The sequence below is a fragment of the Rhizobium sp. 57MFTsu3.2 genome (assembly GCF_012932765.1).
Taxonomy (GTDB): domain Bacteria; phylum Pseudomonadota; class Alphaproteobacteria; order Rhizobiales; family Rhizobiaceae; genus Rhizobium; species Rhizobium altiplani.
The window spans coordinates 21,520-46,766 of record NZ_JDWI01000029.1 but is presented as its reverse complement, the minus strand read 5'-3'; the positions used below and the strand labels follow the sequence as shown (position 1 = coordinate 46,766).

Annotated in this window: 21 protein-coding genes; 8 read left to right on the top strand and 13 right to left on the bottom strand. The window is 58.1% G+C overall.

Going from position 1 to position 25,247, the window contains the following annotated elements; genetic code table 11:
* The first annotated feature begins 28 nt into the window (after nucleotides 1–28).
* The gene (locus AF71_RS24645; RefSeq protein WP_169683629.1) at nucleotides 29–1,564 is read left to right on the top strand and encodes an O-antigen translocase; all 1,536 of its coding nucleotides are present in this window, start codon (nucleotides 29–31) and stop codon (nucleotides 1,562–1,564) included.
* 448 nt (nucleotides 1,565–2,012) lie between these two features.
* Here the strand turns inward: AF71_RS24645 and AF71_RS24640 are convergent, their stop codons facing one another.
* From AF71_RS24640 to AF71_RS24610, 7 genes are all read right to left on the bottom strand, one after another.
* Nucleotides 2,013–2,471, bottom strand: a complete 459-nt coding sequence (locus AF71_RS24640; protein ID WP_246733794.1) for a hypothetical protein — start codon at nucleotides 2,469–2,471, stop codon at nucleotides 2,013–2,015.
* 206 nt (nucleotides 2,472–2,677) lie between these two features.
* Complete coding sequence (locus AF71_RS24635; protein ID WP_169683627.1) at nucleotides 2,678–3,898, bottom strand: DegT/DnrJ/EryC1/StrS family aminotransferase; 1,221 nt, start codon at nucleotides 3,896–3,898, stop codon at nucleotides 2,678–2,680.
* Entirely contained in the window at nucleotides 3,895–4,869 is a 975-nt protein-coding gene (locus AF71_RS24630; protein ID WP_169683626.1) for an NAD-dependent epimerase/dehydratase family protein, read from the bottom strand. Before AF71_RS24630 ends, AF71_RS24635 begins: the two co-directional genes overlap by 4 nt.
* A 6-nt stretch (nucleotides 4,870–4,875) precedes the next feature.
* Nucleotides 4,876–5,583: an acyltransferase gene (locus tag AF71_RS24625; protein WP_169683624.1), complete on the bottom strand. Its 708-nt coding sequence runs from the start codon at nucleotides 5,581–5,583 to the stop codon at nucleotides 4,876–4,878.
* A complete protein-coding gene (locus AF71_RS24620; protein WP_169683623.1) occupies nucleotides 5,573–6,679 on the bottom strand; it encodes a DegT/DnrJ/EryC1/StrS family aminotransferase in 1,107 nt (368 codons plus the stop codon). The genes AF71_RS24625 and AF71_RS24620 overlap by 11 nt, the downstream gene beginning before the upstream one ends.
* Nucleotides 6,676–7,713: a Gfo/Idh/MocA family oxidoreductase gene (locus AF71_RS24615; protein WP_169683622.1), complete on the bottom strand. Its 1,038-nt coding sequence runs from the start codon at nucleotides 7,711–7,713 to the stop codon at nucleotides 6,676–6,678. The genes AF71_RS24620 and AF71_RS24615 overlap by 4 nt, the downstream gene beginning before the upstream one ends.
* On the bottom strand, nucleotides 7,710–8,216 hold the full coding sequence (locus AF71_RS24610; protein WP_169683620.1) for an acyltransferase: 507 nt from the start codon (nucleotides 8,214–8,216) through the stop codon (nucleotides 7,710–7,712). The genes AF71_RS24615 and AF71_RS24610 overlap by 4 nt, the downstream gene beginning before the upstream one ends.
* Nucleotides 8,217–8,504: 288 nt before the next feature.
* Between AF71_RS24610 and AF71_RS24605 the strand changes: the two genes are divergently transcribed.
* The 3 genes from AF71_RS24605 (at nucleotide 8,505) to AF71_RS24595 (ending at nucleotide 12,985) form a co-directional block, all read left to right on the top strand.
* Nucleotides 8,505–9,752 carry a glycosyltransferase family 4 protein gene (locus AF71_RS24605; protein ID WP_169683618.1) on the top strand — a complete coding sequence of 416 codons (1,248 nt, stop codon included), beginning with the start codon at nucleotides 8,505–8,507 and terminating at the stop codon, nucleotides 9,750–9,752.
* Between the two features lie 648 nt (nucleotides 9,753–10,400).
* Nucleotides 10,401–11,312, top strand: a complete 912-nt coding sequence (locus tag AF71_RS24600; RefSeq protein WP_169683616.1) for an aldo/keto reductase — start codon at nucleotides 10,401–10,403, stop codon at nucleotides 11,310–11,312.
* Between the two features lie 116 nt (nucleotides 11,313–11,428).
* Nucleotides 11,429–12,985 (top strand): GMC oxidoreductase, encoded by a 1,557-nt coding sequence (locus AF71_RS24595; RefSeq protein ID WP_169683614.1) that lies wholly within the window; start codon nucleotides 11,429–11,431, stop codon nucleotides 12,983–12,985.
* 229 nt (nucleotides 12,986–13,214) lie between these two features.
* Here AF71_RS24595 and AF71_RS24590 read toward each other — a convergent pair whose 3' ends face one another.
* Nucleotides 13,215–14,141 carry a glycosyltransferase family A protein gene (locus AF71_RS24590; RefSeq protein ID WP_169683613.1) on the bottom strand — a complete coding sequence of 309 codons (927 nt, stop codon included), beginning with the start codon at nucleotides 14,139–14,141 and terminating at the stop codon, nucleotides 13,215–13,217.
* Nucleotides 14,142–14,684: 543 nt separating this feature from the next.
* Between AF71_RS24590 and wecB the strand changes: the two genes are divergently transcribed.
* The gene (gene wecB, locus AF71_RS24585; protein WP_169683612.1) at nucleotides 14,685–15,914 is read left to right on the top strand and encodes a UDP-N-acetylglucosamine 2-epimerase (non-hydrolyzing); all 1,230 of its coding nucleotides are present in this window, start codon (nucleotides 14,685–14,687) and stop codon (nucleotides 15,912–15,914) included.
* A gap of 119 nt (nucleotides 15,915–16,033) precedes the next feature.
* On the opposite strand, the gene AF71_RS31370 is transcribed toward wecB, so the two are convergent.
* From AF71_RS31370 to AF71_RS24565, 4 genes are all read right to left on the bottom strand, one after another.
* Entirely contained in the window at nucleotides 16,034–16,351 is a 318-nt protein-coding gene (locus AF71_RS31370) for a hypothetical protein (protein WP_210258376.1), read from the bottom strand.
* 437 nt (nucleotides 16,352–16,788) lie between these two features.
* Complete coding sequence (gene wecC, locus AF71_RS24575) at nucleotides 16,789–18,048, bottom strand: UDP-N-acetyl-D-mannosamine dehydrogenase (protein WP_169683611.1); 1,260 nt, start codon at nucleotides 18,046–18,048, stop codon at nucleotides 16,789–16,791.
* A gap of 43 nt (nucleotides 18,049–18,091) precedes the next feature.
* The gene (locus tag AF71_RS24570; RefSeq protein ID WP_169683610.1) at nucleotides 18,092–18,853 is read right to left on the bottom strand and encodes a WecB/TagA/CpsF family glycosyltransferase; all 762 of its coding nucleotides are present in this window, start codon (nucleotides 18,851–18,853) and stop codon (nucleotides 18,092–18,094) included.
* Nucleotides 18,854–20,038, bottom strand: a complete 1,185-nt coding sequence (locus tag AF71_RS24565; protein ID WP_246733799.1) for a hypothetical protein — start codon at nucleotides 20,036–20,038, stop codon at nucleotides 18,854–18,856. It abuts the gene before it with no gap.
* A gap of 539 nt (nucleotides 20,039–20,577) precedes the next feature.
* On the opposite strand from AF71_RS24565, the gene AF71_RS24560 reads away from it, so the two are divergent.
* Complete coding sequence (locus tag AF71_RS24560) at nucleotides 20,578–21,525, top strand: glycosyltransferase family 2 protein (protein WP_246733791.1); 948 nt, start codon at nucleotides 20,578–20,580, stop codon at nucleotides 21,523–21,525.
* On the opposite strand, the gene AF71_RS24555 is transcribed toward AF71_RS24560, so the two are convergent.
* The gene (locus tag AF71_RS24555) at nucleotides 21,504–22,727 is read right to left on the bottom strand and encodes a glycosyltransferase family 4 protein (RefSeq protein ID WP_169683605.1); all 1,224 of its coding nucleotides are present in this window, start codon (nucleotides 22,725–22,727) and stop codon (nucleotides 21,504–21,506) included. The genes AF71_RS24560 and AF71_RS24555 overlap by 22 nt on opposite strands.
* 500 nt (nucleotides 22,728–23,227) lie before the next feature.
* Between AF71_RS24555 and AF71_RS24550 the strand changes: the two genes are divergently transcribed.
* On the top strand, nucleotides 23,228–24,178 hold the full coding sequence (locus AF71_RS24550; RefSeq protein ID WP_169683603.1) for a glycosyltransferase family 2 protein: 951 nt from the start codon (nucleotides 23,228–23,230) through the stop codon (nucleotides 24,176–24,178).
* Nucleotides 24,175–24,981 carry a hypothetical protein gene (locus tag AF71_RS24545; protein ID WP_169683601.1) on the top strand — a complete coding sequence of 269 codons (807 nt, stop codon included), beginning with the start codon at nucleotides 24,175–24,177 and terminating at the stop codon, nucleotides 24,979–24,981. Before AF71_RS24550 ends, AF71_RS24545 begins: the two co-directional genes overlap by 4 nt.
* Nucleotides 24,982–25,247: the final 266 nt, after the last annotated feature.

Here is a 25,247-nt window from a genome sequence, read left to right as displayed (position 1 = left end):
CTTCGTGTCTATCGTGTCGAAACTCTCAATGAAAATTCGTTCGCCAGGTCAAACACCAACGTCACTTCCCAGCAATGAGGGTCGCGAAAGCTACAACCAGATTATCAAGTCCACCATGCTGATTGGCGGATCGTCCGTCGTTAATGTGGCGTGCTCCATCGCTCGAAACAAAGCTATGGCGCTGCTTCTCGGACCCGAAGGCATCGGCATGATGGCGCTCTACAACTCTGTTGCAGATATCGCTCAGACCATCGCGGGCCTTGGCATCAATGCCAGTGGCGTTCGTCAGATAGCAGCTGTCAGTACCCGAGACACCCAGCGGATCTCAACGGTTGTCGCGGTGCTGCGCCGCGTCTCCATCTTCCTCGGGTTGGCGGGAGCCGCGCTGTTGCTTCTCTTTTCAGGCCCATTGGCAGAGCTGACCTTTGGAGATCGCCAGCATCGTTTCGGCGTGATGATCCTGTCGCTCGCGGTGTTCTTTCAAGTTGCGGCAGCGGGAAGAGGGGCGTTGATACAAGGTGTGCGAGACATTTCCAGTCTTGTATGGATGAGCATGCTGGGAGGCCTCTCCAGCTTGGTCGTCGGAGTACCTATCATCTATTTGCTGGGCGCGAATGGAATTGCGATAGCCCTCGCGGCGGCAGCCTTCGCAAATTTCGTAACCTCGTGGTGGTTCAGCCGGAGGATCGATATGCCAAGCGTGCCTCTTTCGGCGCGACGGGCATTACAGGAGACGAGCGCGCTGTTGAAGCTTGGCTTCGTATTTATGGCGAGTGGCTTTCTAACGATGGGAAGCGCTTACACCATCCGTCTCATCGTTTCCTCGGAAAGCGGGTTGCATGCAGCTGGCCTTTATCAGGCAGCGTGGTCCCTGGGGGGACTTTATGCTGGCTTCATCCTGCAGGCGATGGGCACCGACTTCTATCCACGCTTGACTGCCGTTGCCGAGGACAACGCAGAAAGCAACCGACTGGTCAACGAACAGACTGAAGTGAGTATCCTGCTGGCAGGTCCTGGTCTGATCGCGACACTGACTCTGGCCCCCGCCGTCGTTGCGCTCTTTTATTCCTCGGAGTTTGCGGGTGCGGTCGAAATCCTGCGTTGGATCTGCCTTGGAATGATGCTTCGAATTGTTGCCTGGCCGATTGGTTTCATCGTGCTTGCCAAGGGTGCCAAGTCGATTTTCTTCTGGTCAGAAGTCGCCGCCACCGTTGTTCATGTCGGGCTGGCTTGGCTGTGTGTGCCTAAATTCGGGGTCGCAGGGGCAGGCTTTGCATTCTTCGGCCTCTACGTTTGGCATAGCATGCTGATATATTGTGTTGCGCGACGCTACACGAATTTCCGCTGGTCGTCCGCCAATCGCAAGCTAATCATCGGCTATCTTCCGATAGCTGGATTGGTGTTTGGTGCCTTCCAGTTTTTGCCGCTCTGGCAAGCAACCGGTCTCGGGCTAGCGATTACCCTCATGGTCGGCCTCTATTCACTGAGGATGCTTGCAGGTTTGCTTCCAGAAAACGCGTTCCCGCGACTGATCCGGCCGCTCCTGAACATGCGGGGCGTTTGAAACCAACAGGGCGTCAATCGCAACCCTCCAGATTGGCGCTCGAAAGAGGTGTCTTCAACGCAAACGCCCAGCACCCTATCAGTCAATTGCAAAGGCAGGTCCTCGCCCTGCCGACCTTGTGGAAGGCATCCTTCCGAGTGAGTGAACTGAGTGTCAGCAGCTAATTTAGTGGGAACCGGTTTCAGGCTTAAGACACGCGTGAAAGCAAGGAAAACTATAGCGCAACGGGCGAATCGGATAGGTGCTTCAATGTCGCGCCCTGCCCTCCATCGCCCGCGATGGCGAGCTCAAACGGGTCTCAAGAGGGAGGACGAGGGTCTTGCGCTCGCTGTCGATTGCGTTCGGGGAGAACTTCAGCCAGTTTCGATGACCAGCACTCTTGGTTGGCGGTCAGCCTTGGATGATGTCTTACAGCGACAAGATTCGCATTCGCGCCGAGCGCAAAGTGCTAGCTCGCGATAAGTCCGCTCATTTGATGAACCACCTTCGCCCTACGCCACTCGCTTGCGAGCAGTACAATCAAAATCCCCGCCATCTCCAATATCCAGTACCATTTGAGGCCCAACAAACGGCTTCCGAAAAAACTGTCGAGATGATGAAAAGATGCCGCGCGAATTAGCACGTAGCCGAGCACGAACATCGAACCTACTGATGCGATCCACATTTGAATTGGGGATTTCCTGATGCAGTAGATGAGGGCCGGGACAATGGCTAAGCACCCGGCGGCAACACTGACTACGAAATAAATCTGAACAGCCTGACGTCGTTCGTACCAGCCCTGAGAGTGCGCAATCATGCGGCCAAGCTCTGTCATGCCAGACTGGAGGTCCAACTGCTTGTTTACGCCTAGAATGAAAAAGAACAGTGAGATAAAGCGCCAAATGCTGGCATCGGATCTGTCGTTCAAGTTTTGCCGCCGGACGCACCCCATAGTCATCCAGCAACTGATGCCTGCAAGTAAGTACAGAGCGACCGTAACCCACCCCGCGATTGTGGGGTCGCCAATGCCGGGGTGCCAACTGAACTCATAATTGCTTGTCACTCCTGCCCCCAAAGTGGTTGCGTTCTTGGAGCCCGATATTCGAGGTTTTCGCCGTTGCTCCCAAGTGCAATTCAGCCTGGCCGCCGCCGAAGGGACGATGCAGGTGGAAATTGGCCGACCTGCCCGATTGCCAATTTGGAGGCGGAAACACAGTCTTGGACTGCGTTGGCGACAGCGGTTAGGTCACTCTCGGTCATCTGCGCAAATAGCGGCAGAATGATTGAATGTAGTTGTGCCAAGACACTTCGGCGCAGGCCCGTTGCGACGCGATGCGAGCCCGGTTCGCTATAGGCATCCTCGAGATGGATATTCATAATTCCACGTCTCGTCGAGACGCCCTGATCGAGCATCTCCTGCATGACTTCGCGCTGATCGAGATCCTGTGATAGTCGCAGGCAGTAGCTCTGCCAATTGCTACGAGCCCACGAGGGTTCGATCGGCAATACCGCCGCGACAGCCCCATGGAGCTCCTCGGTATAGCGGCTCGCAATCTCACGTCGCCGCGCGACGATTGCCGGCAGCCGCTTCAGCTGCTCACGCCCAACCGCCGCCTGCATGTCTGTCATGCGATAGTTATAACCCAACTCAGGATAGGATTCGAAAATAACCTGCTTCGAGCCGTGGCGTACTGCATCCGTCACACTCATGCCGTGTTGCCGCCACAAGCGGAACTTTCGATCGTACTCCGGATTGGCCGTTGTCAGCATACCGCCGTCGCCTGTCGTAACCACCTTGCGCGGGTGAAAGGAGAAACAGGCGATATCGCCGTGAGGCTTGCCGATCTTTTCCCATCGACCCTTCCAGAGAATTTCGCTGCCCGTTGCGCAGGCGGCATCTTCGATCACCGGGATGGAATGGCGGGCGGCGATCGCAACGACGCGGCGCAGGTCGCAGGGCATTCCAAGCTGATGGACGCAAATGATGGCCCTTGTTCGGGGCGTGATGGCCGCTTCGATCAAGTCGGGATCGATGTTGTAGCCATTTTTCTCGATATCGACGAAAACAGGCACGGCCCCACAGTAGCGGATCGCATTTGCGGTTGCGATGAACGTGTGGCTAACCGTGATGACTTCATCGCCAGCTTCTACGCCGACCGCCTTCAGGGCGAGGTGGAGCGCAGTCGTGCAATTGGATACGGCACATGCGTGCCGGGCTCCGACAAAATCGGCGAACTCTTCCTCGAACGCAGCCACCTCGGGCCCTTGCGTAACCCAGCCGGACAGAATGACGCGTCGGACCGCCTCGACCTCCTGCTCGTCGAGAACAGGCTTGGCAACCGGGATCTGGCTCATGCTGCCTCTCCTGCGTTCAGGCTCTTTTCCTGGCGCCACCACTCTACGAGATCGCGCAGGCCTTCTTCTATCGTCACCTTTGCGCTGAAGCCTAGAAGCTTCTCTGCCTTGGCTGTTGAGGCGAGACGCCGCGGCACGGCGTTGACCTTGCGCGCCGGCCCGAATTGCGGTTCCAGCGAAGAGCCCATGACCTTGGTCAGGAGGGCCGCAAGTTCGCGGAGGCTCGTCTCGCTACCGCTTGCGACGTTGAAAACCTCATCGGTGACATCGGATTTCGCGGCTAGCAGGTTGGCCCGCGCGATGTCGTGCACATGCACGAAATCCATCGTTTGCATGCCATCGCCGAGGATAATCGGCGGCAGGCCGCTGGCAATTCGCTCCATCCAGCGGATCAGAACTTCCGTATAGGCGCCGTAGACATCCATGCGCGGACCGTAGACGTTGAAGTAGCGAAGCGCGACGTAGCGAAGGCCGTACATCTCCGCAAAGCTGCGCAGCAGGCCTTCGTTGAAGGCTTTGGCAGCACCGTAAATGGTCCGATTGTTATAAGAGTGATGTTCCTCGGTGGTCGGGAAGGTGTCCGCCAGCCCCAGGACCGAGGCGGAGGACGCTGCGACAACTTTGGAAACCCCGGCCTGTACGGCCGCCTCGAGAACGTCGAACGTTCCGCCTGCCAGAACATCAAAAGCAAGTCGCGGCTCCTCCGCGCACTGCGTGATGCGAATGGCGGCCTGGTGGAAGACGACGTCGATGCCCTGACTGACGTCCTTGAGAAGTCCGCGATCCCTGATGTCTCCCTCGACAATCGTGACCGGAGCCCGATCGATGGCGTCAACAAGGTTCTCACGCCTGCCTCGGACGAAATTGTCGAGGATCACGATTTCTCTGGGTTCCTCGCGGGCGACGAGATCCGCAATATGCGAACCGATGAGACCGGCGCCGCCGGTGATCAAAATCCGCTTGTTCTTCATACTCTATCACTCCGAATTTGGTCCGCTTGGATCCTGATCTGTTCGCCAACGAAGGAATTTTGCAGGAACGCCGGCAACGACAGCAAAAGGCGCAACATCGTCAACCACAACGGCACCCGCGCCGACGATTGCGCCTTTGCCGACAGTCACGCCGGGGAGAATGGTGGCATTGGTGCCTATGTCTGCCCATGCGCCGATGCGGACCGGTTTGATTTCCAGGTCGGTGCGGATGATCGGCATGTCGACCGGCATTGCGGTATGGCTTGAACCGAGAACCTTTGCGCCGGGGCCCCATCCGACATGATCCTCGAGCACGAGGTCACGTGCATCAAAATAGGCTTGGGGGCCGATCCAGACGTTGTTTCCGATCCGGCAAGTGCCGTCGAATCTGCCCTGGATATAGGCTTGTGCACCGATAAACACCCCGTTGCCGATTTCAAAGGTTTCCGGGTGCTTGAAACCAGCCCCGCTGCCAACCTGCAGGCCGTCGCCACAAGCGCGCGCCAGGCTTTTCCAGATTGTCTTGCGCATGAAACTGTCGACGAAACCGTCGCCCGTTGCGAAGCGCGCGTAAAGTTCGACGAGGCCCGCTGTACCGTAGGAGCGTGTCAGTTCCTCGGCGAGATGAACGACATAATCAGGATCCATGGAGGTTTGCTGACGTCCATGCACGGCCAGGACAAGACGCACACCGGTGACGGGGTCAGCTGACATAGGCTTCCTGCTCCACAGCAGCTGCAATCTGATCGACTTGCGTCAATGTCAGCTCCGGATAGATCGGAAGCGAGAGGACCTCACGCGCCGCCGCTTCCGATATCGGGAGATCTCCGACACGATAGCCGAGATCCGCATGCGCCTTTTGAAGGTGGATCGGGATCGGGTAGTGGAGGCCGGTATGGATGCCCGCCGACCGCAACGAGTGCTGGAGATGCTCACGGTCGCGCGAGCGCACGGCGTAGACATGGTAGACATGGCGCCGATCCATCATCGCAACGGGGGCGCTGACCGAGCGCGAGTCGGCCAGAAGGCCGGAGTAGCGGTTGGCACGAACCCGGCGTGCTTCGGTCCAGGCCTCGAGGTGCCGGAGCTTGATGCGCAAGATCGCGCCCTGGATCTCATCCATGCGATAGTTGTAGCCCTTCAGCGCATGGTGATAGCGCTGCTCCTGGCCCCAGTCCCGCAGCATTCTGATCGTCTTGGCGTGCTCGTCATCGTTGGTGACGACGACGCCTCCCTCGCCACAGGCACCGAGGTTCTTGCCGGGGTAGAAGCTGAAGCAACCCGACACGCCGATGCTTCCCGCACGGCGTTGCTTGTATTCTGCGCCGTGGGCCTGGCAGGCGTCTTCGATGACAGGTATTCCGTGCTTGTCAGCAATGACCTTGATGGCGTCCATGTCGGCCATCTGCCCATAGAGATGGACAGGCATTATGGCCTTGGTCCGAGGCGTGATTGCTGCCTCAAGCAAGGCCGGATCCATTGTGAGCGTTACCGGTTCGACATCAACAAAGACCGGGCGCGCGCCGGTATAGCAGACGGCGGATGCGGTTGCGACGAAGCTGAAGGAAACGGTAATGACCTCGTCGCCTGGGCCGACGCCGGCAGCAAGCAATGCAAGATGCAAAGCGCTTGTACCGGTGTTGACGGCGATCGCATGCTTGGCATCGCAATAGACCGCGAACTCCTCTTCGAAGCGAGCGACTTCTTCACCAAGCACATAGTGACCCGACGCGAGCACGCGAAGCACTGCGGGCTCAACCTCGCTCCTGATAGAGGCGTACTGAGCCTTTAGATCGAGAAGAGGGATCATGCAATCAGCCTCGCGGGTTCGAGCTCGACGACACGTCCGCGCTGGGCAAGCGACTGGGTGGCCGCCTCGAGAATGCGAACGACGCGAAGCCCCGCATGGCCATCGGCGATCGGCTGACCATTTGTCATGATACAATCGACAAACTGCTTGAGCTCACGGCCAAGCGCTTCCGTCATATCGAGTTGTGGCGCGTACATATCGCCGGTGCGGTAGCCGACGCGCATGTCGTAAACTTTCTCGCCGTCCATCTGCGGATTTCCGTTGAGCGTGATGCCCTTGTCATAGACTTTGATCTTCTCGCTCGGCTCCAGATCGTCATAGACGATCATCTTGCTGCTGCCGCCGATCAGAGTACGGCGCACCTTGACCGGTGCTAGCCAGTTGACGTGGATGTGGGCGATCAGCTTGCTCTCAAAGAAAAGCGTCAGATAGGCGATATTCTCGGGCTCGCCGGCAACATGGCCCATTCCCGTTGCCGAGACTGCCACTGGTTTTTCCGGCAGCACATAGTCCATGATGGACAGATCGTGGACGGCGAGATCCCAGATGACGCTGACATCATGCTGGAAGAGGCCGAGATTCACCCGCACGGAATCGTAGTAATAGATGTCTCCAAGACCATTCTCGATAATTTCCCGCATTTTGCGGACCGCACCTGTATGAATGAAGGTGTGGTCGACCGCGAGAACGAGCCGGCGACGCGCCGCCTCTTCAACCATCCGGCGAGCTTCTTCGGAAGTTGAGGCCATCGGCTTTTCGACAAACACATGCTTGCCGGCCATCAGCGCTTTCATGGCCAGCATGTAGTGAGCCGACACGGGCGTCGCGATCGCAACGGCGTCAACACGGGGATCACGCAAGACCTCGTCGAAATCGTCTGTAATCTGGACCGTCGGGTAGCGCAGCTGGACGCCGGCGAGGCGATCCTTTTTGAGATCGCATACCCAAATCAGCTTTGCACCTGGCGTTTCCGCAAGATTCCGGACCAAGTTCGGCCCCCAATACCCGTAACCGACGACGGCAACCCCGATCATCTTGCTCTCCCGGTTGAAATGACTTCGATTGGCGCATCCTTTGCGCGACCGATGATTTTAGCTGGCACGCCGGCAACAATCGCGTAGGCAGGAACGTCTTTGGTTACGACCGCGCCCGCGCCAATCTGCGCGCCTTCGCCAATCGTTATGCCGGCGACGATCGTCGCGTTGCTGCCGATCGAGGCATAACGCTTGACGAGCGTCGGCACGACCGACCAGTCAGCGTCCGATTGAAGGGAGCCATCGAGGTTGACGGCACGCGGGTGCAGATCATTGGTGAACATCACACCGTGACCGACGAAGACACCATCTTCGATAGTTACACCCTCACAAATGAAGGAATGACTGGAGATTTTGCAGTTCTCGGCGATAAAGGCGTTCTTCTGAATCTCGACAAAGGTTCCGATGCGTGAACCGCGACCGATAGAGCAGCCGTACAAATTGACGAGGTCTGGATGATGAATAACAACGTCGTCACCCAACGTAACGCTTGGTGCAATCATGTTGTGACGCTTCCTCTTCCTTCCCACTCAATACACAGAGGGAGGCGTTGAATGTTTGAACCATGCCCTCTCGTTTCCAGAGAACAACTTTGCCGCCTACCAGTAAACGGAACAAAAATCGGTAATTGCGCTACCAAAAAGTCGTAGCGTGTATTCGGAGACTATCTTCGTTAAATATTATAGTTCACGACGCGATTGCATGGTCAAAGTATACATGAATATATTATGCTTAGTTTCTTGAGTATCGCGTTCTCTGAAATGCTATAGTTGCGCCGTGGGGGATCAATCGTGCGTCTAATCGTGTATCCGCATGATCTGTCCGTTGGGGGCAGTCAGATCAATGCAATTGACCTGGCGGCAGGCGTGGCAGAGCATGGCCACGAGGTGCTGGTCTACGGCGTGCCTGGCCCACTTGTGGATTACGTTCGCGAAAGAAAACTCCGGTTTTTACCGGCTCACGGCCTACGATACCGCCCAGCTCCGACTCGTATTGCCGAGCTAGCTGCAATAGCGCGTCGAGAACGCGTGGACCTAATTCATACCTACGAATGGTCAACATGCCTCGACGGGTATTTTGGCGCGTCGCTGGCATTAAAGATCCCACTTTTATGTACCGTCTTGAGCATGCAGGTCATGCCATATGTACCACGGTCTGTTCCGCTAATTATGGGAACAGCGGAACTTGGCGAAGAGGCGCGTAGAGGACATCGCGCTGATGTGTGGGTCCTCGAGCCTCCGATCGACGTTGTTCGGGACAACCCGACGATCAAAGGAGACAGCTTTCGACGTAAGCACAATGTGAAAGACGACGAGTTTCTCGTAGTTAGCGTTTCGCGGCTAGCGCTGGATCTTAAGCTGGACGCATTGGTCAGAGGTATCGATGCAGTGGACAAGCTCGCTGTTTCCCGGCGAATTAAGCTAATCCTCGTCGGCGAGGGCCCTGCACGCAATGCTCTGCAAAAGCGGGCGGATGACGTCAATCTTCGCCACGGACGCACGGTCGTTATGCTTACTGGAGCAGATTTGGATCCACGACAAGCCTATGCAGCGGCAGACCTTGTCATCGGCATGGGCAGTTCCGCTTTACGGGCACTTGCTATCGGGCGCCCCCTCATCGTCCAGGGTGAACAGGCGTTCTCGGAGTTGTTCAGTCCCGAGACTTCTGAGCTGTTCATGACGCAAGGGTTCTATGGCTTGGCCGACAATGCCCGCGGGACCGACCGTCTTGCTGCGCAAATCCAATCTGTCATGGATCAGCCCGACAGAAGAGCGGATCTTGGTCGGTTCGGGCGGCACTTTGTAGATAAGCGATTTTCCCTAGAGCGAGCTGTCGCCTTTCAGCTTGAAATCTACAAACGCGTCTTAGAGCGGCGCTTTTCCCCGAAATTGAGAGAGGCGGTGCGCACGGCTTACCTGGCCGCCGCATTGGAAGTTGCCAATCATAACCCGTTGATTAAGCGCCGCAATCGTAGGCGCGAAAAGAGCTTGCTGGCCGCCGCCACTGCCGGCGAATGGCCGCCCATTTTCCAGGGTTGACCCCGCTGCGCCCTTGGGCTGCTGCTGCGGAAGCACGTCACAGATATTCATGTCTGCCCCGCGGCGCCGCTGCGTTGATTCACTTCCTCGAAGTTGAGTACAATAGATACAAAAGCTGATTGCGCCCGGACACACGATCAACCAAATGTGTGCGATAATACCAATTTAGTCAAATGGACACAGCCGAGCTTTCACAGTGGGATATGGCAGCTCAACAGACCTGTAATCACGTACTGGTCGGGGAGCTCGAGGCTAAATCGGAGTACGAACGAATGGTTTCGTCGGCCAAGGCTGACCTCGGAACGAGGCGATGGGATCGCCCAGACTGTGTGCCGGAAAGCACTGGCATGTTCTGGCTTAATTCGGCCGTGCTCTTCGGGCTTCCCGACGGTACCGTTTGGTCGACTGGATTTACGAAGGGGCTCAATCTAACGCGACTGCGGTGCCGAACCGCGTTGCGGGGAAGCGGTGGCGGGCTGGTCGAGATAGAAAAGCCGGTGCCTACGCGCGCGATGTCGAAGAACAGGCAAGCAGAGCCCTTGCGTTCGATGGTTCGCCGGCCGCCCTGCATCGCTTCACGGAATTACCGCCTACGTCGTGAGCGGTAATGCAGTACCTGCTGCCATCTCAACAAGGAAGGAAAGGAATGTGGACTATCGTGTCATGGGAAACACCGACCTGAACGCATCGGTTCTCGGTCTTGGGACTTCTCGACTGACGTCCATCTCGACTGGACTCTCTCGCCATAAAGCGATCGAGCTTGTGGCTGTCGCCGCGGATCACGGGATAAACTTTATCGATACCGCCGACATCTACGGCCAAGGCGACAGCGAAGCAGTCATTGGACAAGCGATTAAAGGGGTTCGAGGCCGCTTCATCGTCGCAACGAAGGTTGGCTACCGTTTTAGTGAAAAGACCGGACTTCTGGTCAAGGCGATGCCACTGTTGAAGAGAGCCTTGCGGCCCTTCAAGGGTGCCCGGCGGCTTGCTGCCAACATGCGCAACAACGCCCACCATGCCAACATAATCACGCAGGACTTCTCGCCCTCCTATCTGGTGGCTGCCATCGACTCCAGTCTGCGTCGCCTCGCAACCGACTACATCGACATCCTCTATCTCCACGACGTCCCGGCGGACTTCGAAACGTCGGAGAGCCTGTTCAATGCCTTGTCGACAATCCAGAGATCGGGCAAGGTAAGGTACTTCGGCATTTCCGCCGAGCACGACGACGCGTTGACGTCAGTATGCTCAAACCCACTGCTGCTGCTCGTTCAAACCGACCTGCACCCCTCCCGTGGGAGGACAACGTTCGCCTCAATCGAACAGGCTGGGAAGGCCATCGTAGTTAACAAGGTATTTTCCGGCGGACATGAGGATGCGATCTCCGCATTTGCACAGCGGCACGGGGTCACGATACGGCAGGCGCTTCTCGGATATGCGCTCAAGCAGCCGTTCGTAGCATCAGTGCTCACGGGTACCACGAACCGGAATCATCTCATCGAGAATGTCTCAAGCGTTAAGGCCGCCAAGCTCCTGCCGTTTGAGGAACTGGCAAGCTGATGACACGCGCTTTCGCCCCACCGAATGGGAGCTCGCTCGGCTGTGACATCCTCGTAGTTGGAAGCGGACCAGCAGGCATTACAATAGCCCTGGGCTTGGTAGGGACAGCTTCCAAGGTGATCCTCCTGGACAGCGGGGGGGCGCGTGAAACGCCCGAGAAACGTGACCTTTTGCGGGGTTTCGTCTTTCCTCAAGGAAGCCATGAACCAATTGAGAACAACCGACGCAGGCAATTCGGAGGCACTTCGAACGCCTGGGGTGGACGATGCATTCCGTTTGACTCGATCGACTTCGCGGAACGCTATTGGGTTCCGCACAGTGGTTGGCCGATATCATGGCAGGAAGTTAAGGGCTATTTGCCAAAATCGGCTGCTCTTTGCGAAATTGGTGATCCAGTCTTTGACGTCATGTCCGCGTTCCCCGGCCGACAAGCGGAAATGATTGCTGGATTTGACGGGCCTGACATCACTTCGAGCCAGCTCGAGCGTTGGGGGCCACCGACAAACTTCGCACATCGATATGGACCAGAGCTTGCACGGAGCGGGAACGTGACCGTCATGCTGAACTGCACGGTCACATCCTTGACCTTGGACCCCAGTTCGCGCCGTGTCGCCAAGGTCGACGTGGCGGTCGCTGCCGACCAGCGCTTCGTCATTTGCCCTGCAATGGTGGTTCTCGCCTGCGGCGGGATAGAGAATGCGAGGCTGTTGCTTGCCTCAAATGATGTGATCCCCACCGGCATAGGCAACGAGCATGACAATGTCGGTCGATACTACATGTCGCATTTGACCGGCATGCACACATGGGCCAAGCTGAAGGACGACGGAGAAAGCCTCATATTCAACTTTGAAAGGCACGGGGAAACGTACGTACGTCGCCGCTTCTGGGTGACTCCTGAGGCACAGGAAAGAGAAAAGATCGGCAACTCCATCGCTACTTTTCTCACTCCGTTTACCGATGATGCCTCACAAGCCAACGCGTTGTCTTCGGCGATATTCCTGGCCAAGTTTGGGATTGGTCTCGCTCGACAGGGAAGCCTGGGTCATATCCGCAACCACTGGACTCAGCTCACCGAACACGCCGCTCGTGTCGTACGCAACGGGCCACAACTACTTCCTCAAGTTACAGAGGCTGTAAAGCAACGTTACTTTTCCAAGCGCCGCCTTCCCATACTGCTTCCGCGTAAGGAAGACCTGCAGAATCAATTCGGACTTTGTTACCAGACCGAACATGCGCCAAATCCGGAGAGCCGAATCGTACTGCACCGGGAGCGTGATGCTTTAGGCGTTCCCCGATCCGAGGTCCGGGTGGCGTTCAGCGAGATTGATATTCGAACGGCGGTTTCAACCCACGCGTTAATCAGGAAACAGCTTAACTCGACCGACACCGGCGACTTGGCATACGACGAGGACACCTTAAAAGACGAGGTGCTCAACCGGCTTCGCAACTTTGACTCTGCGGCGCATCACATTGGAACGACTCGCATGGCATTGCTACCGCGTGATGGTGTAGTCGACGTGGACTGCCGCGTCCACGGGACGGAAAACCTTTTTGTTGCCGGCGCTTCTGTTTTCGCTACGAGTGGACACGCGAACCCGACACTCATGATCATCGCGCTCGCAAGTCGGTTAGTCGACCATCTCAAATCTAAGCGGTTTGATAAACAGAAGTAAGTCGAGACGGTGCCGTAAGCGGGCTCCGTTCGTCCCGTTCCTTGCCACTCTTGACTGTTGGCAGAACATCTTTCCCGCCCATACGAACGAGCAGGCAAGCAGGCCAATCAGCGCGAACATGACGCGCTTGACGCCGTAACAAAACAACTCTTCGTCTAAGGGCGGCGGCTTGCGTGGCGATGTTTCATAGCCCTATTCTGGCTTTACCCTCTAACACGTTTCCCTCGCGCTACATATCCGCTTCTCTGTTCCATCCATCAACGAGTGCGGAGGCTTTTCCGGATAGTGATAGAGCCGCCATCTTTCGGGCTCGATAGAGGCGAACCCGCGTCAGCCAGACGAAGGCGATGGCGCGGCTTCGGGCGCCGACGATCCGCCGGGACGTCAATACTTTCTGAACCTCTCCAAGGGGTGAGGCTGCGACCAAAAGCGTCAAAGCGAGCCAGCGCATCAACGAGGATTTGCCGCGGCGCACATCCCCGAAGGCATGGGCGACGTGACGGTCCCATCGACGCGCCAGCTCGGAAAACGACGTGCAGGAGGGCGTGAGGACCCGGGCCTCCTCCAGAAAGGCGATGCGGAAGCCCCTTGCTGCCGCCCTTTGTCCCCACTCCGTATCTTCCATTGTCGTGATGCCGCCGAAAGGACCGACCGTGTGAAACACGCCGCTTCGAACCGCCATGTTTCCGGTGGCGGTATAACTATGCTTCTCGACGTAGAGGCGCGCCCGATAGCTGAATAGCTCCTCATAGGCTTCTATGCCGGTGGGCGTGGAAGCATCCTTCCGCAGAATGCCGATATCCCCCCCTACAATATCGACGTCAGGCCTTGCCGCCATAAGGGAGAGGATCGCGTTAGCCCACCCCGGCTGTACGACGCAATCTGCGTCGATAAATGCTATCAGATCGGAGGTCGCAAGTGACGCGCCGAGATTGCGGGCCGGTCCCGGGCCGGGAATGGGCTGACGCACCAGGCGGACGTCGCTTAGCCCGCTACAGACATCGAAAGGCATTTCGTGCGAGCCGTTGTCGACGACAATAATTTCCATCCTGACGGCAGACGTGCGCTGGAGATCCAGCGCCTCAAGACAGGCTCTGAGATTCCCTGGCTCATTGAGATGAGGGATCACCACACTTAGTTGGAAATTGCACCCCATGACGGCTCCCGACAACTCGGCAATCTCGCTGGCGGCCAAGCCGATGCGACGACACGCCTGAAGGATCAGTACCAAGAGTCTGGCATCGGAGGCTGTGGATTAGGAAGCCATGCCCGCCGCCAACTTTGGAGGACGCCTGCCTACGCCTTTCGATGATCGATCGACCTGTCGCCCTCATCTGATCGTCTAGTGGCCACCTCGCGGTCGAGCGATACGACGGCGCGCGCGTTCATCGTTTTCCTACCGAATGGGACCTTATCCATAGGTGGCAGATAGGCGTCGAAGGGATTATCCGCGGCTGCCACACGGACTAGGCGAAACGCCCATTGGGGAACTATCCACCCGCTCGCAATCGCCTAATCATGCGCCAAGCGACAAGGAGGCCCGAAAGCGGGCGGGATCGTATGCACGACCTGGATATCGGTTACATCGTCTCGACGACCGCCTCTGGCGGCAGTTCCGCATAGTGCACACGACGTTCGAACAAAGAGATAGGAACTTCAGGCCTCAGGACCCTGCACACTGGAAAAGAAGGAAAAGCTCATGCGGAAGATATTGATCGTGTATGGCACACGCCCTGAAGCCGTTAAAATGGCGCCGCTAATAGATGCCCTTAGCCGCTCTGCTTTCTGCCGCCCCATCGTGGCCGTCACCGGTCAGCATCGCGAGATGCTTGATCAGGTGAACCGTCTCTTCGGAATCGAGCCTCACCACGACCTCAACATCATCACCCAATCCCAGACGCTCGAAACGATTACCTCTCGCGTCCTTACCGGTGTGTCCACCGTGATCGATTTGGAGCGGCCAGACGCGCTCCTGGTTCAGGGTGACACGACTTCCTGTTTTGCGGCTGGCCTTGCCTCTTTCTATCAAAGAATTCCGCTCATCCATCTCGAGGCAGGCTTGCGCTCAGGCGATCACACCAATCCCTTCCCGGAAGAAATCAACCGCCGCCTGACGACCCGGCTTGCCACGCTTCACCTCGCACCGACCAGGGTCTCGAAGCAAAACCTCCTCAACGATGGCGTACCCGAAAGCCAGATTGTGGTCACCGGCAACACAGTGATCGATGCTCTCCTTCATGTGTCGGGACGAAACACCGCCATCGAAAACAGTGATTTCGGACAGGCGACAAGCAAGCGAACCGTTCTCATCACTGCCCACCGACGCGAATCCTGGGGCGAGCCCATGAAACGCACGGCACGCGCCATCGCCTGCCTTGCCCGAATGTTTCCGACGGTCAATTTCCTTCTGCCAGCACACCTCAACCCGGCCGTCCGATCCGTCCTTCTCCCACCGCTCGAAGGTCTCGACAACGTCACGATCACGCAGCCTCTCGACTACTCCGACTTTGTTAAGGCGATGCGCGATTGCTCTATCGTCTTGACTGACAGCGGTGGCGTACAGGAGGAAGCGCCTTCCCTCGGCAAGCCGGTGCTGGTGATGCGCGACACGACGGAGCGGCCGGAAGCCGTCGAGGCCGGCACGGTTCGTCTGGTCGGGACTGACGAGGACGCAATCGTCACCAATGTCGCGACCCTGCTGACGAACCGGAGCGCGTATCGGGCGATGGCTCGGGCGGTCAACCCCTATGGCGACGGACGCGCCTCAGAGCGTGCGGTGCGTGCCATCGAGCATTTCTTTGGCCACGCCGAGCGGCCGGCGGAGTTCGGCGCGACGTTGCCCGCTGTAGGCTCACGCACGCGGAGAGCGCCAACCTCGGCGCAGCAAGCCCCTGGCAATCGGCCCGTCGTAGAACCGCTAACCGCTTAGATGGCGTAGCGAGCGGAGCCCAGCCAGCCAAGTTCGAATGCTGGTGGGCGTCCCTGTCATTGATGATGCGCGGGAGAGACGATCATGAAGCATTAAGCCTGGATCGATGACCCGTTGGACTATTCAAGTTTGTCCGCGGTGGCGCGGATGGCCGCATCGTGCGGGAAGCAACGGTGCCCCAGCGAGCTCGATGCGCTGATCGCCTGGTTTGCCGATCTTGTGAAGACCGACAAGAACGATGCGCGGGCATCGCGCAGTTGATCCGGCTTGGTTGGTTCAGTCCCGACCGACGCAAATCTCTTTCGGCCCGAGCGCTGCTGCCGGCCCGCAAGGTCATCCAAAAAAAAGCTTCGCGACATCGAGATCAGCATCCGGGACAAAATATGCGGCTTCGGCCTCAAGGTACTGCCAATGACGCGGCGCAGCGTGTGCGGCACGGGTCCGCGAACTGGTTGAAGGACATCCAACCTTGGAGGCGATCACCGCGCAATTGAAGATCCGCGACGCACGTGCCGACGAACTTGCCGGGAATGAGCGCAAGCTACGTGGAACGGCGGCTGATGACGATGGCGTTGATACCACCTCGAGCATACGGTGTACCGCCTGCAGTCGGCCAGCGCATTGGACGCTGGTGGGCACCAATCCGCGCCGTGTCGTCTTCGCTCGCGGTGAAACCCTGGCCAGCCAAACAGCTCTATGAAAGTCTCAGCACCGCCCGCGGCGACATCGAAAGCCGCATCAAGAGAGCCAGCTGGACATTTACGCCAACGTCACCAGCGAGATGACGCGCGCCAATCAGCCGAGGCTGTGGTTTGCCTCAACCGGGCCACTGTCTGGGATCTCTACGCCAGCATCGGTCGGCGGCCCTCACCGTTCATTGGCGCCACGCGCCACGCGTGTCGTAGACGATTTTGCCCCCAAGCCGAGTATGGCGGATCGCCTTGAAGGGATCGTGCTCGACCAACAGTACCACGATGTCCGCGTTCTCAACGGCCAGATGTGCTCCCTCGAGACGCAAGTTGTTATGGCCGGACAATTCCTTCGGAAGCTTGTCAACGTAGGGATCGGCGACCATCACCTCCACCTCGGGTAGCGACTTCGCGATAAGATCGACAACCTCGATGGCGGGACTCTCGCGGACATCATCCACATTGGCCTTGAAGGTGAGGCCCAGACAGGCGATCTTCGGTGAACGGAACCTATGGGCTTTATCCACAACCTGAGCCGCTACGTGGTGCGGCCGCCGGTCGTTCACTTCTCGCGCTGTCCGTATGAGGCGGGCCTGCTCGGGCGCTGCACCGACAATGAACCAGGGATCGACCGGAATGCAATGTCCACCAACGCCAGGCCCCGGATTAAGGATGTTGACCCTCGGGTGCCTGTTGGCGAGCCGGATAACCTCCCAGGCATCGACATGCAACGTTTCGCAAACAAGCGAAATCTCGTTCGCAAAGGCAATGTTGACGTCCCGGTAGGCATTCTCGACCAGCTTCGCCATCTCGGCGCTCGCGGCATCTGTCAGCAGGATTTCGCCTTGCGCGAACAGGCGATATATTGAAGCTGCCTTGTCCGCGCATTTCGGCGTGAGACCGCCGACGACGCGATCGTTCGTGACGATCTCAATCATGATGCGGCCCGGCAGCACTCGTTCGGGGCAATGTGCGATGTAAACGTCCGCGCCGTTCTCGCCGTCAAGCGGCATCCTTAGGTCCGGCCGGAGCGCCGAAATCCATCTGCATACCTGCTCGGTCGTCCCCGGGGGTGAGGTAGACTCCAGCACGACGATGTTTCCGACCTTGAGCCGGGGGGCGATCTGTTCTGCGGCCGCTTTAACGTAAGACAGGTTTGCCGAGCGATCCTCATTGAAAGGAGTTGGCACGGCAATGATAAAGGCGTCGGCCTCAGGGAGCTGACAGGTGGCGGTCAGCCGACCCATCGCCACGGCGCCGCTCACCGCCACGGCGAGATCGGGTTCGGTGAACGGTACCTCGCCGCGTGATACGGCCGCGACGATCGCCGGGTTTATGTCCACCCCGACGACATCGACGCCCCGTGTGGCGATTGCCACGGCCGTCGGCAGGCCGATGTAGCCCAATCCCAGGATAGCCAGCCGACCCTTGAAAACTTCGCTCATAATCGCCTTCCCTTAAAAACGCCAGTGTCGCTACGGTGTCCGGTTAGCTGTGCCGGAAGGCTCGGGCCGGACGAATGGCCTCCACGGCCGTCAGCTGAATGAATCGTGTATTCGTCGACAGATACCGCCACCAGAGGCGCCGCGGCTCCAACAGCACGCGATAGGCCCATTCCATGCCGACCTTCTGCCAGGCGAGCGGTGCGCGGCGCGTGAGGCCCGCCATTACGTCAAAGGAGCCGCCCACGCCATGCAGAATTGGGACATTGAGAGAGGCGGCATGAGTGGCAAGAAAGATCTCCTTCAACGGCGACGTCATGCCGATGAACAATATATCGGCGGCGGATTCGCGAATTCCCGCAGCGATTTCGACAGCCTCGGCCGCTCCGAAATAGCCGTGATGGCTGTAGACGATCCTCGCCTTAGGGAAGCCTTCTGCGATGACCTTTTCCAACTTGCTGAGGACCTCTGGCCGCGCCCCGAGAAGCGCGATGGAGCGTTCCTCCTCGTTGGCCAGCCGAAGCAATCGCTGGAAGATATCGATCCCGGCCACTCGCTCGGGAAGCGGGCGCCGAAAGAGCTTGCTCGCCCAGACTACTGACTGGCCGTCCGCAAGCAGAAGGTCACACTCGATCAGGGAATCCCTCAACTGTGGGTCCTTACGAAGATTGACGATCTTGGCTGCGTTCACGACGCCCAGCATTAGTCGACTGCGCGACTTAAGCGCCGCGTGGCATTGGTCGATGACTTCATCCATGCGCATTGCGTCTAGATACATGCCGAATAAGAGTTGCCGTCCGCCCGACATTCAGCCCTCCCGAGCAATTTCGTTGTTTTCGGTGCCGGCTTGCAACGCAAGCTCGGTAATGACGTCGCTTGAAAGCCAAGCGTAAAGGAGCCAGCCCAATTCGTAGGGGCGGCACTCGTAGTCGACACGGGTCGGCGGAAAGATGTGGTTGACGAGCTTCGGAACGCGTAGGCCCGGGAAAACGGCTGTCGTCATTGCGGCCGCCCCTCGAATGGCCTTGCCCGGCTCGCGCCGCGCCACTTTGCGCCAAATCACACCTCGGTCGGCATCTATCAGCCCTGCGGACGTTTCCGGACGTTCGTAGATCCAGCTGAGACCCTTTACGATCGCTGATAGACGGTTCCTGCCACCGGCTTGATGGAGTTCATGCAAGACCATTGGCGCCATCGCGTGCTGGTGCACGCTGTAGACGGGATAGCCCTCCGTGACCTGACCAGTCCGCGCATCATAGTGCCACCACCATTGTCCTTGCGGGCCTTGATGCGCGCATATTGTTTCCGCGCAGTTGTCGGCGATCGTGAGCGCTTCCCTATTGTTCGTCACGACGTGAAAGCGCGCCAGCGCCTGGATCGGATAAACCTGGTCAGCGAAGGACCCGACATGCCCGCGTAGCCGCCCAGCCGCGGCAGACGGCAGCACGTGTGGAAAGATGCCCGAGCCGGACCAACCCGACAGGAGCTTCCTGCGGGCGAGATGCGCCACCTCAATCGCCGTACCCCATCCCCAAGCCGCGACAGCGGCTGTCAACGCCCACGCGCAATCAACCGTCGCGATGGGAACATCGGCCGCGAGATAGTCCCGGAGCTTAAGAAAAGGATCGGAGGAACGCTCACCTGAAACCTCGACAGTCGCCCATGCCGTAAGGGCCAACGCACCGATATCATGCGACGCCTCGGCACGCTTCGCGGTCATCCTGGCGAGATCTGCAGCATTACCAAAACCGAGCACTCGCCGCTGAACCTCGTCGCTCACGCGCGAAAGGCCGAGTGCGACTATCGCCGCATAGCGAATGCTTTCCCCTTCCAGCTGCGTGTCCCATCCTGATCTCGAATGCGGCCCGCGCAACGTGTGGCCGAAAATGCCGTTGCGGTGCATTGCTGGCAAACCAGCCAAAGCAAGTTGCAGAAGCAGGTCGAGCCGATTGACGTCTGGGAAGGATGTGGCGGCGAGTGCCTGCAAGCGCATATCCGCGACATTAAAGCCGCCGGCTGTATGTCGCTCTCCTAACTTTCCGGGCATTCGCCCGTTCGGCGTTCGGCTGTCATGTAGATCACTGGCCATGGAAAACCCTGAACGATAAAGTGAACAACCGAACGGTTTCTCCGCCTCAATGGGCTAAACGCCAGTTGCGATAGAATCATATTAGAAAATTCGATCGCCCTAACCACCGCTCTCAAAGACTTACGAAATACCGCAAGTGTATAGGGTCGAAGCGAAGAGATGCATCAAAAGGGTTGCTATCCTGTGCGGCTTTGCAACTTACACCTCATGGAAAGGCGCACGTCCGTCGCCCCAGCCGGGGAAGAGTATCCTCACATTCCCCAATGGGATGATGCTCCCCAACGCACGACGAGGCCTTCAGGATGACGGTGCCTGCCTCCATCTCGTGAGCCTACCTCTCTCGACAGTCTTTCAGCACGCGCCATTTTTGGACAATGTGGGGCATCCTCCTCGAGGCCAAATCGCAACGAAAGAACGAAAGTGAGAAAAAACAGATGTATGCGATGTCGAAAAAGGACCCGTCAGGCATCGCTGAACCCCGCATCACCACCAACGCGGGGATTGCTCTCGTGATTGTCACCTACAACAGCGCCGGAGTACTACCCGGGATACTGGATTCTCTTGCCGACGGCCTGGAAGGCATAGATCGATATGAAATTATTGTCGTCGACAATGCATCGCACGACGACTCCGTCGCACTGGCGCAGGCGCATCCGATCGGCGTGACAGTGATAGAAACGGGTAGAAATGCGGGCTATGCAGGCGGAATCAATGTTGCTGTCGCAACAATCTCCCTGGAGACTGATATCCTGGTCCTTAATCCGGATATTCGGTTGCAGGCTGGTTGTGTTCGGACGCTCTCTCGCCGGCTTTCGGACACGGCGATCGGCGTAGTTGCCCCGAAACTCCTCAACGATGACGGAACTATCGCCAATTCAGTCCGGCGCGAGCCGTCGCTTCTCACGATCTGGTCGGACGCGCTTCTCGGAACGAAGCTGGCAGGAAAGCTGGGCCTCGGCGAAATTGTCGCCTCACCCGATCTCTACAGCCGCGGCGGCGCCGTGGACTGGGCGACTGGTGCAGCCCTGGCGATTTCTGCGAACGCGCGCAAGAAGGTCGGCACCTGGGACGAATCCTTCTTTCTCTATAGCGAGGAGGTCGACTACATGCAAAGAGTGCGGAGCGCCGGATTGGAGGTAGCGTACGAGGCCGATGCCTGTGTCATGCATTCCGGCGGCGAGTATCACCAGAACACCTATCTTTCAGGACTTATGACGGCCAATCGCATACGATACTTCCGTCGGCATCACAGTGCGTTCGCGACCGTATTTTTCCGCCTCGGCATCATCGTCGGCGAGACGATGCGCATTGCGCTCGGCCCCGGACACCGAGCAGCCTTATACGCTGCGCTCTTCTCCGCGGCCGGACCTCAAAGCGCGCCAGCGCGTTGAGACGCGTTGATAAGATCGGCGTAAATTGCGTCCATCCGGTCGAGCTTCGACGACCAAAGTGCGGTTTGTCCAACATGCGCGTAGGCAGCCGCGCCCATCCTATTCCGCAGGTATTGATCGACAGTCAGTCTTCGGACGGCCTCCGCGATATCGATCGCTAAGGCATCCGGTGTTGTGACGTCAAGCTTGATTGCACAGTCAGAAGATACCGCACTCCCCGGGCCGCCGCGATCGACGACGATCAGCGGCAGTGAAAACGCCATGGCCTCCAGCGCCACGTTTCCACCCGGTTCCCGATAGCTTGGAAAAACGAAGACATCAGCCTTTCGGTAGAATTCCGCCACCTCTTCCTTTCGGCGCCAGCCATGCAGGCGGACACGGTCTCCTAGTTGGAGTTCTTCAATAAGCCGCTCACACTCTCGCCGCTCCGGACCTTCCCCGACGATATCGAGTTCGACCGCCAAATCGCGAATCAGGTTCATCGCGCGAATGATGTCGCGGGCACCCTTAGTGCGAACGAGACGGCCGACATAAATCAGTTTTACCGGATTTTTCCGTGTCGACCGGTCAATTGGCGCCGGGATGTCGTCGAGGCCCGTTTCGCTCATCACCTCAAAACGGCGCAACGGAATGTCGGAAAGCTGCTCACGCACGTAGTTCGCGATGCCAAGCACACAATCGGCGCTTTGGAAGCTGGCACGCAACAACGGGTCCCAGCGCAATCGCATGTGGTCTAGATGCCGAAGCTTCATGAACCAGGGGCTGGATGTCCCATCGGCCGCAAAGCCCACTGGCGTCGACAACCCGCCACCGACCGGACCGATGATCAGAGGCATCCCTAGCTTCGCCGCAGGTGACGGGTAGCGCATGGCAACGGGGACCGGTTGATGAACGATGTCGAAGCGCTCTCCCCTCTCTAGCGCTGAGATTAGCCAACGTCGTGCGCGAATGTAAAACGGCACGTAGGCCGGTTTCATGAGGCTATTCAGCCGCTCCGCGCGGCCAAGCAATGGCGGCTCCCGCCACTCGATGATTCTTATGCCGGTCAATTGCTCGCTGGCGGGCCTGGCGCCGCGTTTGAAATACGTCAGCAGTGTCACGTCGTGACGTTCGGAAAGCCTGCGCGCCCATTGGGACGCCACCCATGCCTCGCCAACATCTTCCCCGTTGCACGTTGGCGCTACAAGCAGAACTTTTGCCACGTCGTTTATTCCCTGCTTTACCGTCGAGATCTCTCAAACGAGGATTTAGCAGGCAGTATGAATGCTCGTTTGTTCAGCGACAACACCACCTTTGGTGTGGTCGACGAGCGCGCATTGTCCTGGGTCAGAATTAGCACGACGTCTTGGCTAAGGCGTGGCAGCCGGGTCCGAGAGCTCCGTATCCTTTTTTTGCGAAATCGCCAGCGGCGGCGGCACGCCTTTCATGTCCCTCTCGCGCAAAACAGTCGACCACTAATGTCCACTTTCACCGCGCGAGCGGTGGGCCGATGGGCCACCACCGCGGTCTAAGACAGAAGTGCCAAGCCAAAGCAACTTGGCGTATTCCGCTCGAACTATGCGTGGAGCAACTCTGGTCTTACCCAAAAGGATGGCCGCGTACGCTCATTGCCGGACTTTCTCCGTTCCCGACATCTGCCTAAATTCTTGGGATAGAATTGAAGCGTATGCGACGCGTCGACAAATGCGTTCCGGGAATTTCAATGGATCCTACTGTTTCAGTTATCCTGCCGACTTACAACCGCAGCAAGACTCTCGCTGCTGCGATGACCAGTGTTCTTACGCAGTCTTACCGGGACCTGGAGTTGATTGTCGTCGACGATGCCTCGACCGAGGACATAGCACAGGTGCTGGCGGGTTTTTCGGACGATCGGATCAGATATCTCCGGCGTGATACGAATGGCGGCGCAGGCGCCGCGCGCAATTCCGGGTTGGTCGCGGCGAAGGGACGCTTCATCGCCTTCCAAGATAGCGACGATCTCTGGCTGCCAGGTAAACTCCAACGACAGATGGCCTTCTTTGCGATCCTCCCCGATCGAGTCCGAGTCGTCACGGGCGGAAAGATACTCTACGGTCGAGACCGGAATTTCCAACGCGGGCCTGGCAAGGTCGTGCATGCCCCCGATCCGGCGGGCGCGCTGCGTCTCGGCGATGATCAACTGGCCAAGCTTCTTAGGGAAAACAGGCTAAGTGTGCAGAACGCTCTCTTTAGGCGGGATTGCATGCCTACGCAGACATGGTTCGACGGCAGTTTGCGCGCGAACGAAGACTGGGAATTCGCGGTGCGGCTCGTACAACACACCGCCATTTACGAAGACGTCGAACCCGTCGTGCTGGGCTTCATCTCGCCCGACAGTATCTCATCGAACCCACGGCGCCAGTTGAAGGGGCTTTTGAAGATTCTGCGGACGAACAGGCGGGTGCTCGCCACGCGCCGGCTGGACCGCTCCCGGCTTCGTATCGAGTTCGCCATCGATCTACACCGACTCGGCAGGCGGCGATTAGCGCTGCGTTTCCTCGTCGAAGGCGTCAAAGATCGGCCGGCGAATATTGTTGCAGTCATGCTCTCCGTTTACCGCCGGTTCAGCCGGATCGCTAAGGAATCGATCGTCGACGGCCTTACCCAGGCGGTTAGCAGGCGGGCCGCGAGATGACCGCCGCACATCGATCACTCAGCCACGGTTCCCGGCTAGTCGTCCTCGTCCTCGCCCTTCACGTGTCGACTGTCTTCGGTGGTTCGCCGCCTACCAGCGGCTTCCGGCCTCTGAATCACACCGGCGTCATCGATGAAACCGTCCTCAAGAAGTTCGAAGGCACTTATTATGTCGGGACCGACAACACTGTCGTCGAGAACCTGGAGATCCGCGGAAACATCGTTGTCGAAGCGAAGAATGTGACGATCCGCAACATAAGGCTGAACTCCGGAACACCGTGGCACGCGATCATCGTGGCCGACGAGGCGAGCGGCTTCACTCTTCAGGACAGCGATATCGATGGCGGCGGCGGCACGGTGAACGGCGTGCTCGGTTTCGGGCTGTTCTTGCGAAACAGCATCCGTGGTGTCGATAATGGCATCAACGTGACAGGTCCCTCAATTATCCGCGAGAACCACATATTCGGACTATTCAGCAGAAAGGGTGGCCACTACGACGGCATCGAGATCAATGGCGGACACGACATCGAGATCACAGGCAACGATATTGTCAACGATCACGGCCAGACATCGGCTGTGATGATGAACAACGAATTCAGCGGCCTCAGCAACATAGTCATCGAAAATAATCGCCTCGTCGGGGGAGGCTATACGGTCTATCTCGACGGCCGTAAGGGCGGAGGCGCGGTAAATGCAGCTTCGATCCGGATCATAACTAACGAGATTGGCGCCGGCCACTGGGGTGAATTCGCTTTCTACGACAGCAAACCAGTGGTCGAAGGCAACCAGCCCACTTCCCACTGATCCGCCCACCGAGTGTTGTCATTGATCAGCAATGATTGGATGCTTCCCAGTCGTGGCATTGGAGCCAATGGCGAGCGACCTGCCATATCAGATAGGTGTAAGCGCTCGGCGCTTGATAGCCGGATTGATAAGTTATGCGTTGTTGCGCACATCGGTAGACTATCCCAGAGTATTTCACCCACCGGCCAAAGCGACCTCAAGGCTGCACTCATGCAAGCAACTGTGTCCAGCGTAAGCACTTCCCGGACTTCGGCGAGGCGGAGTGG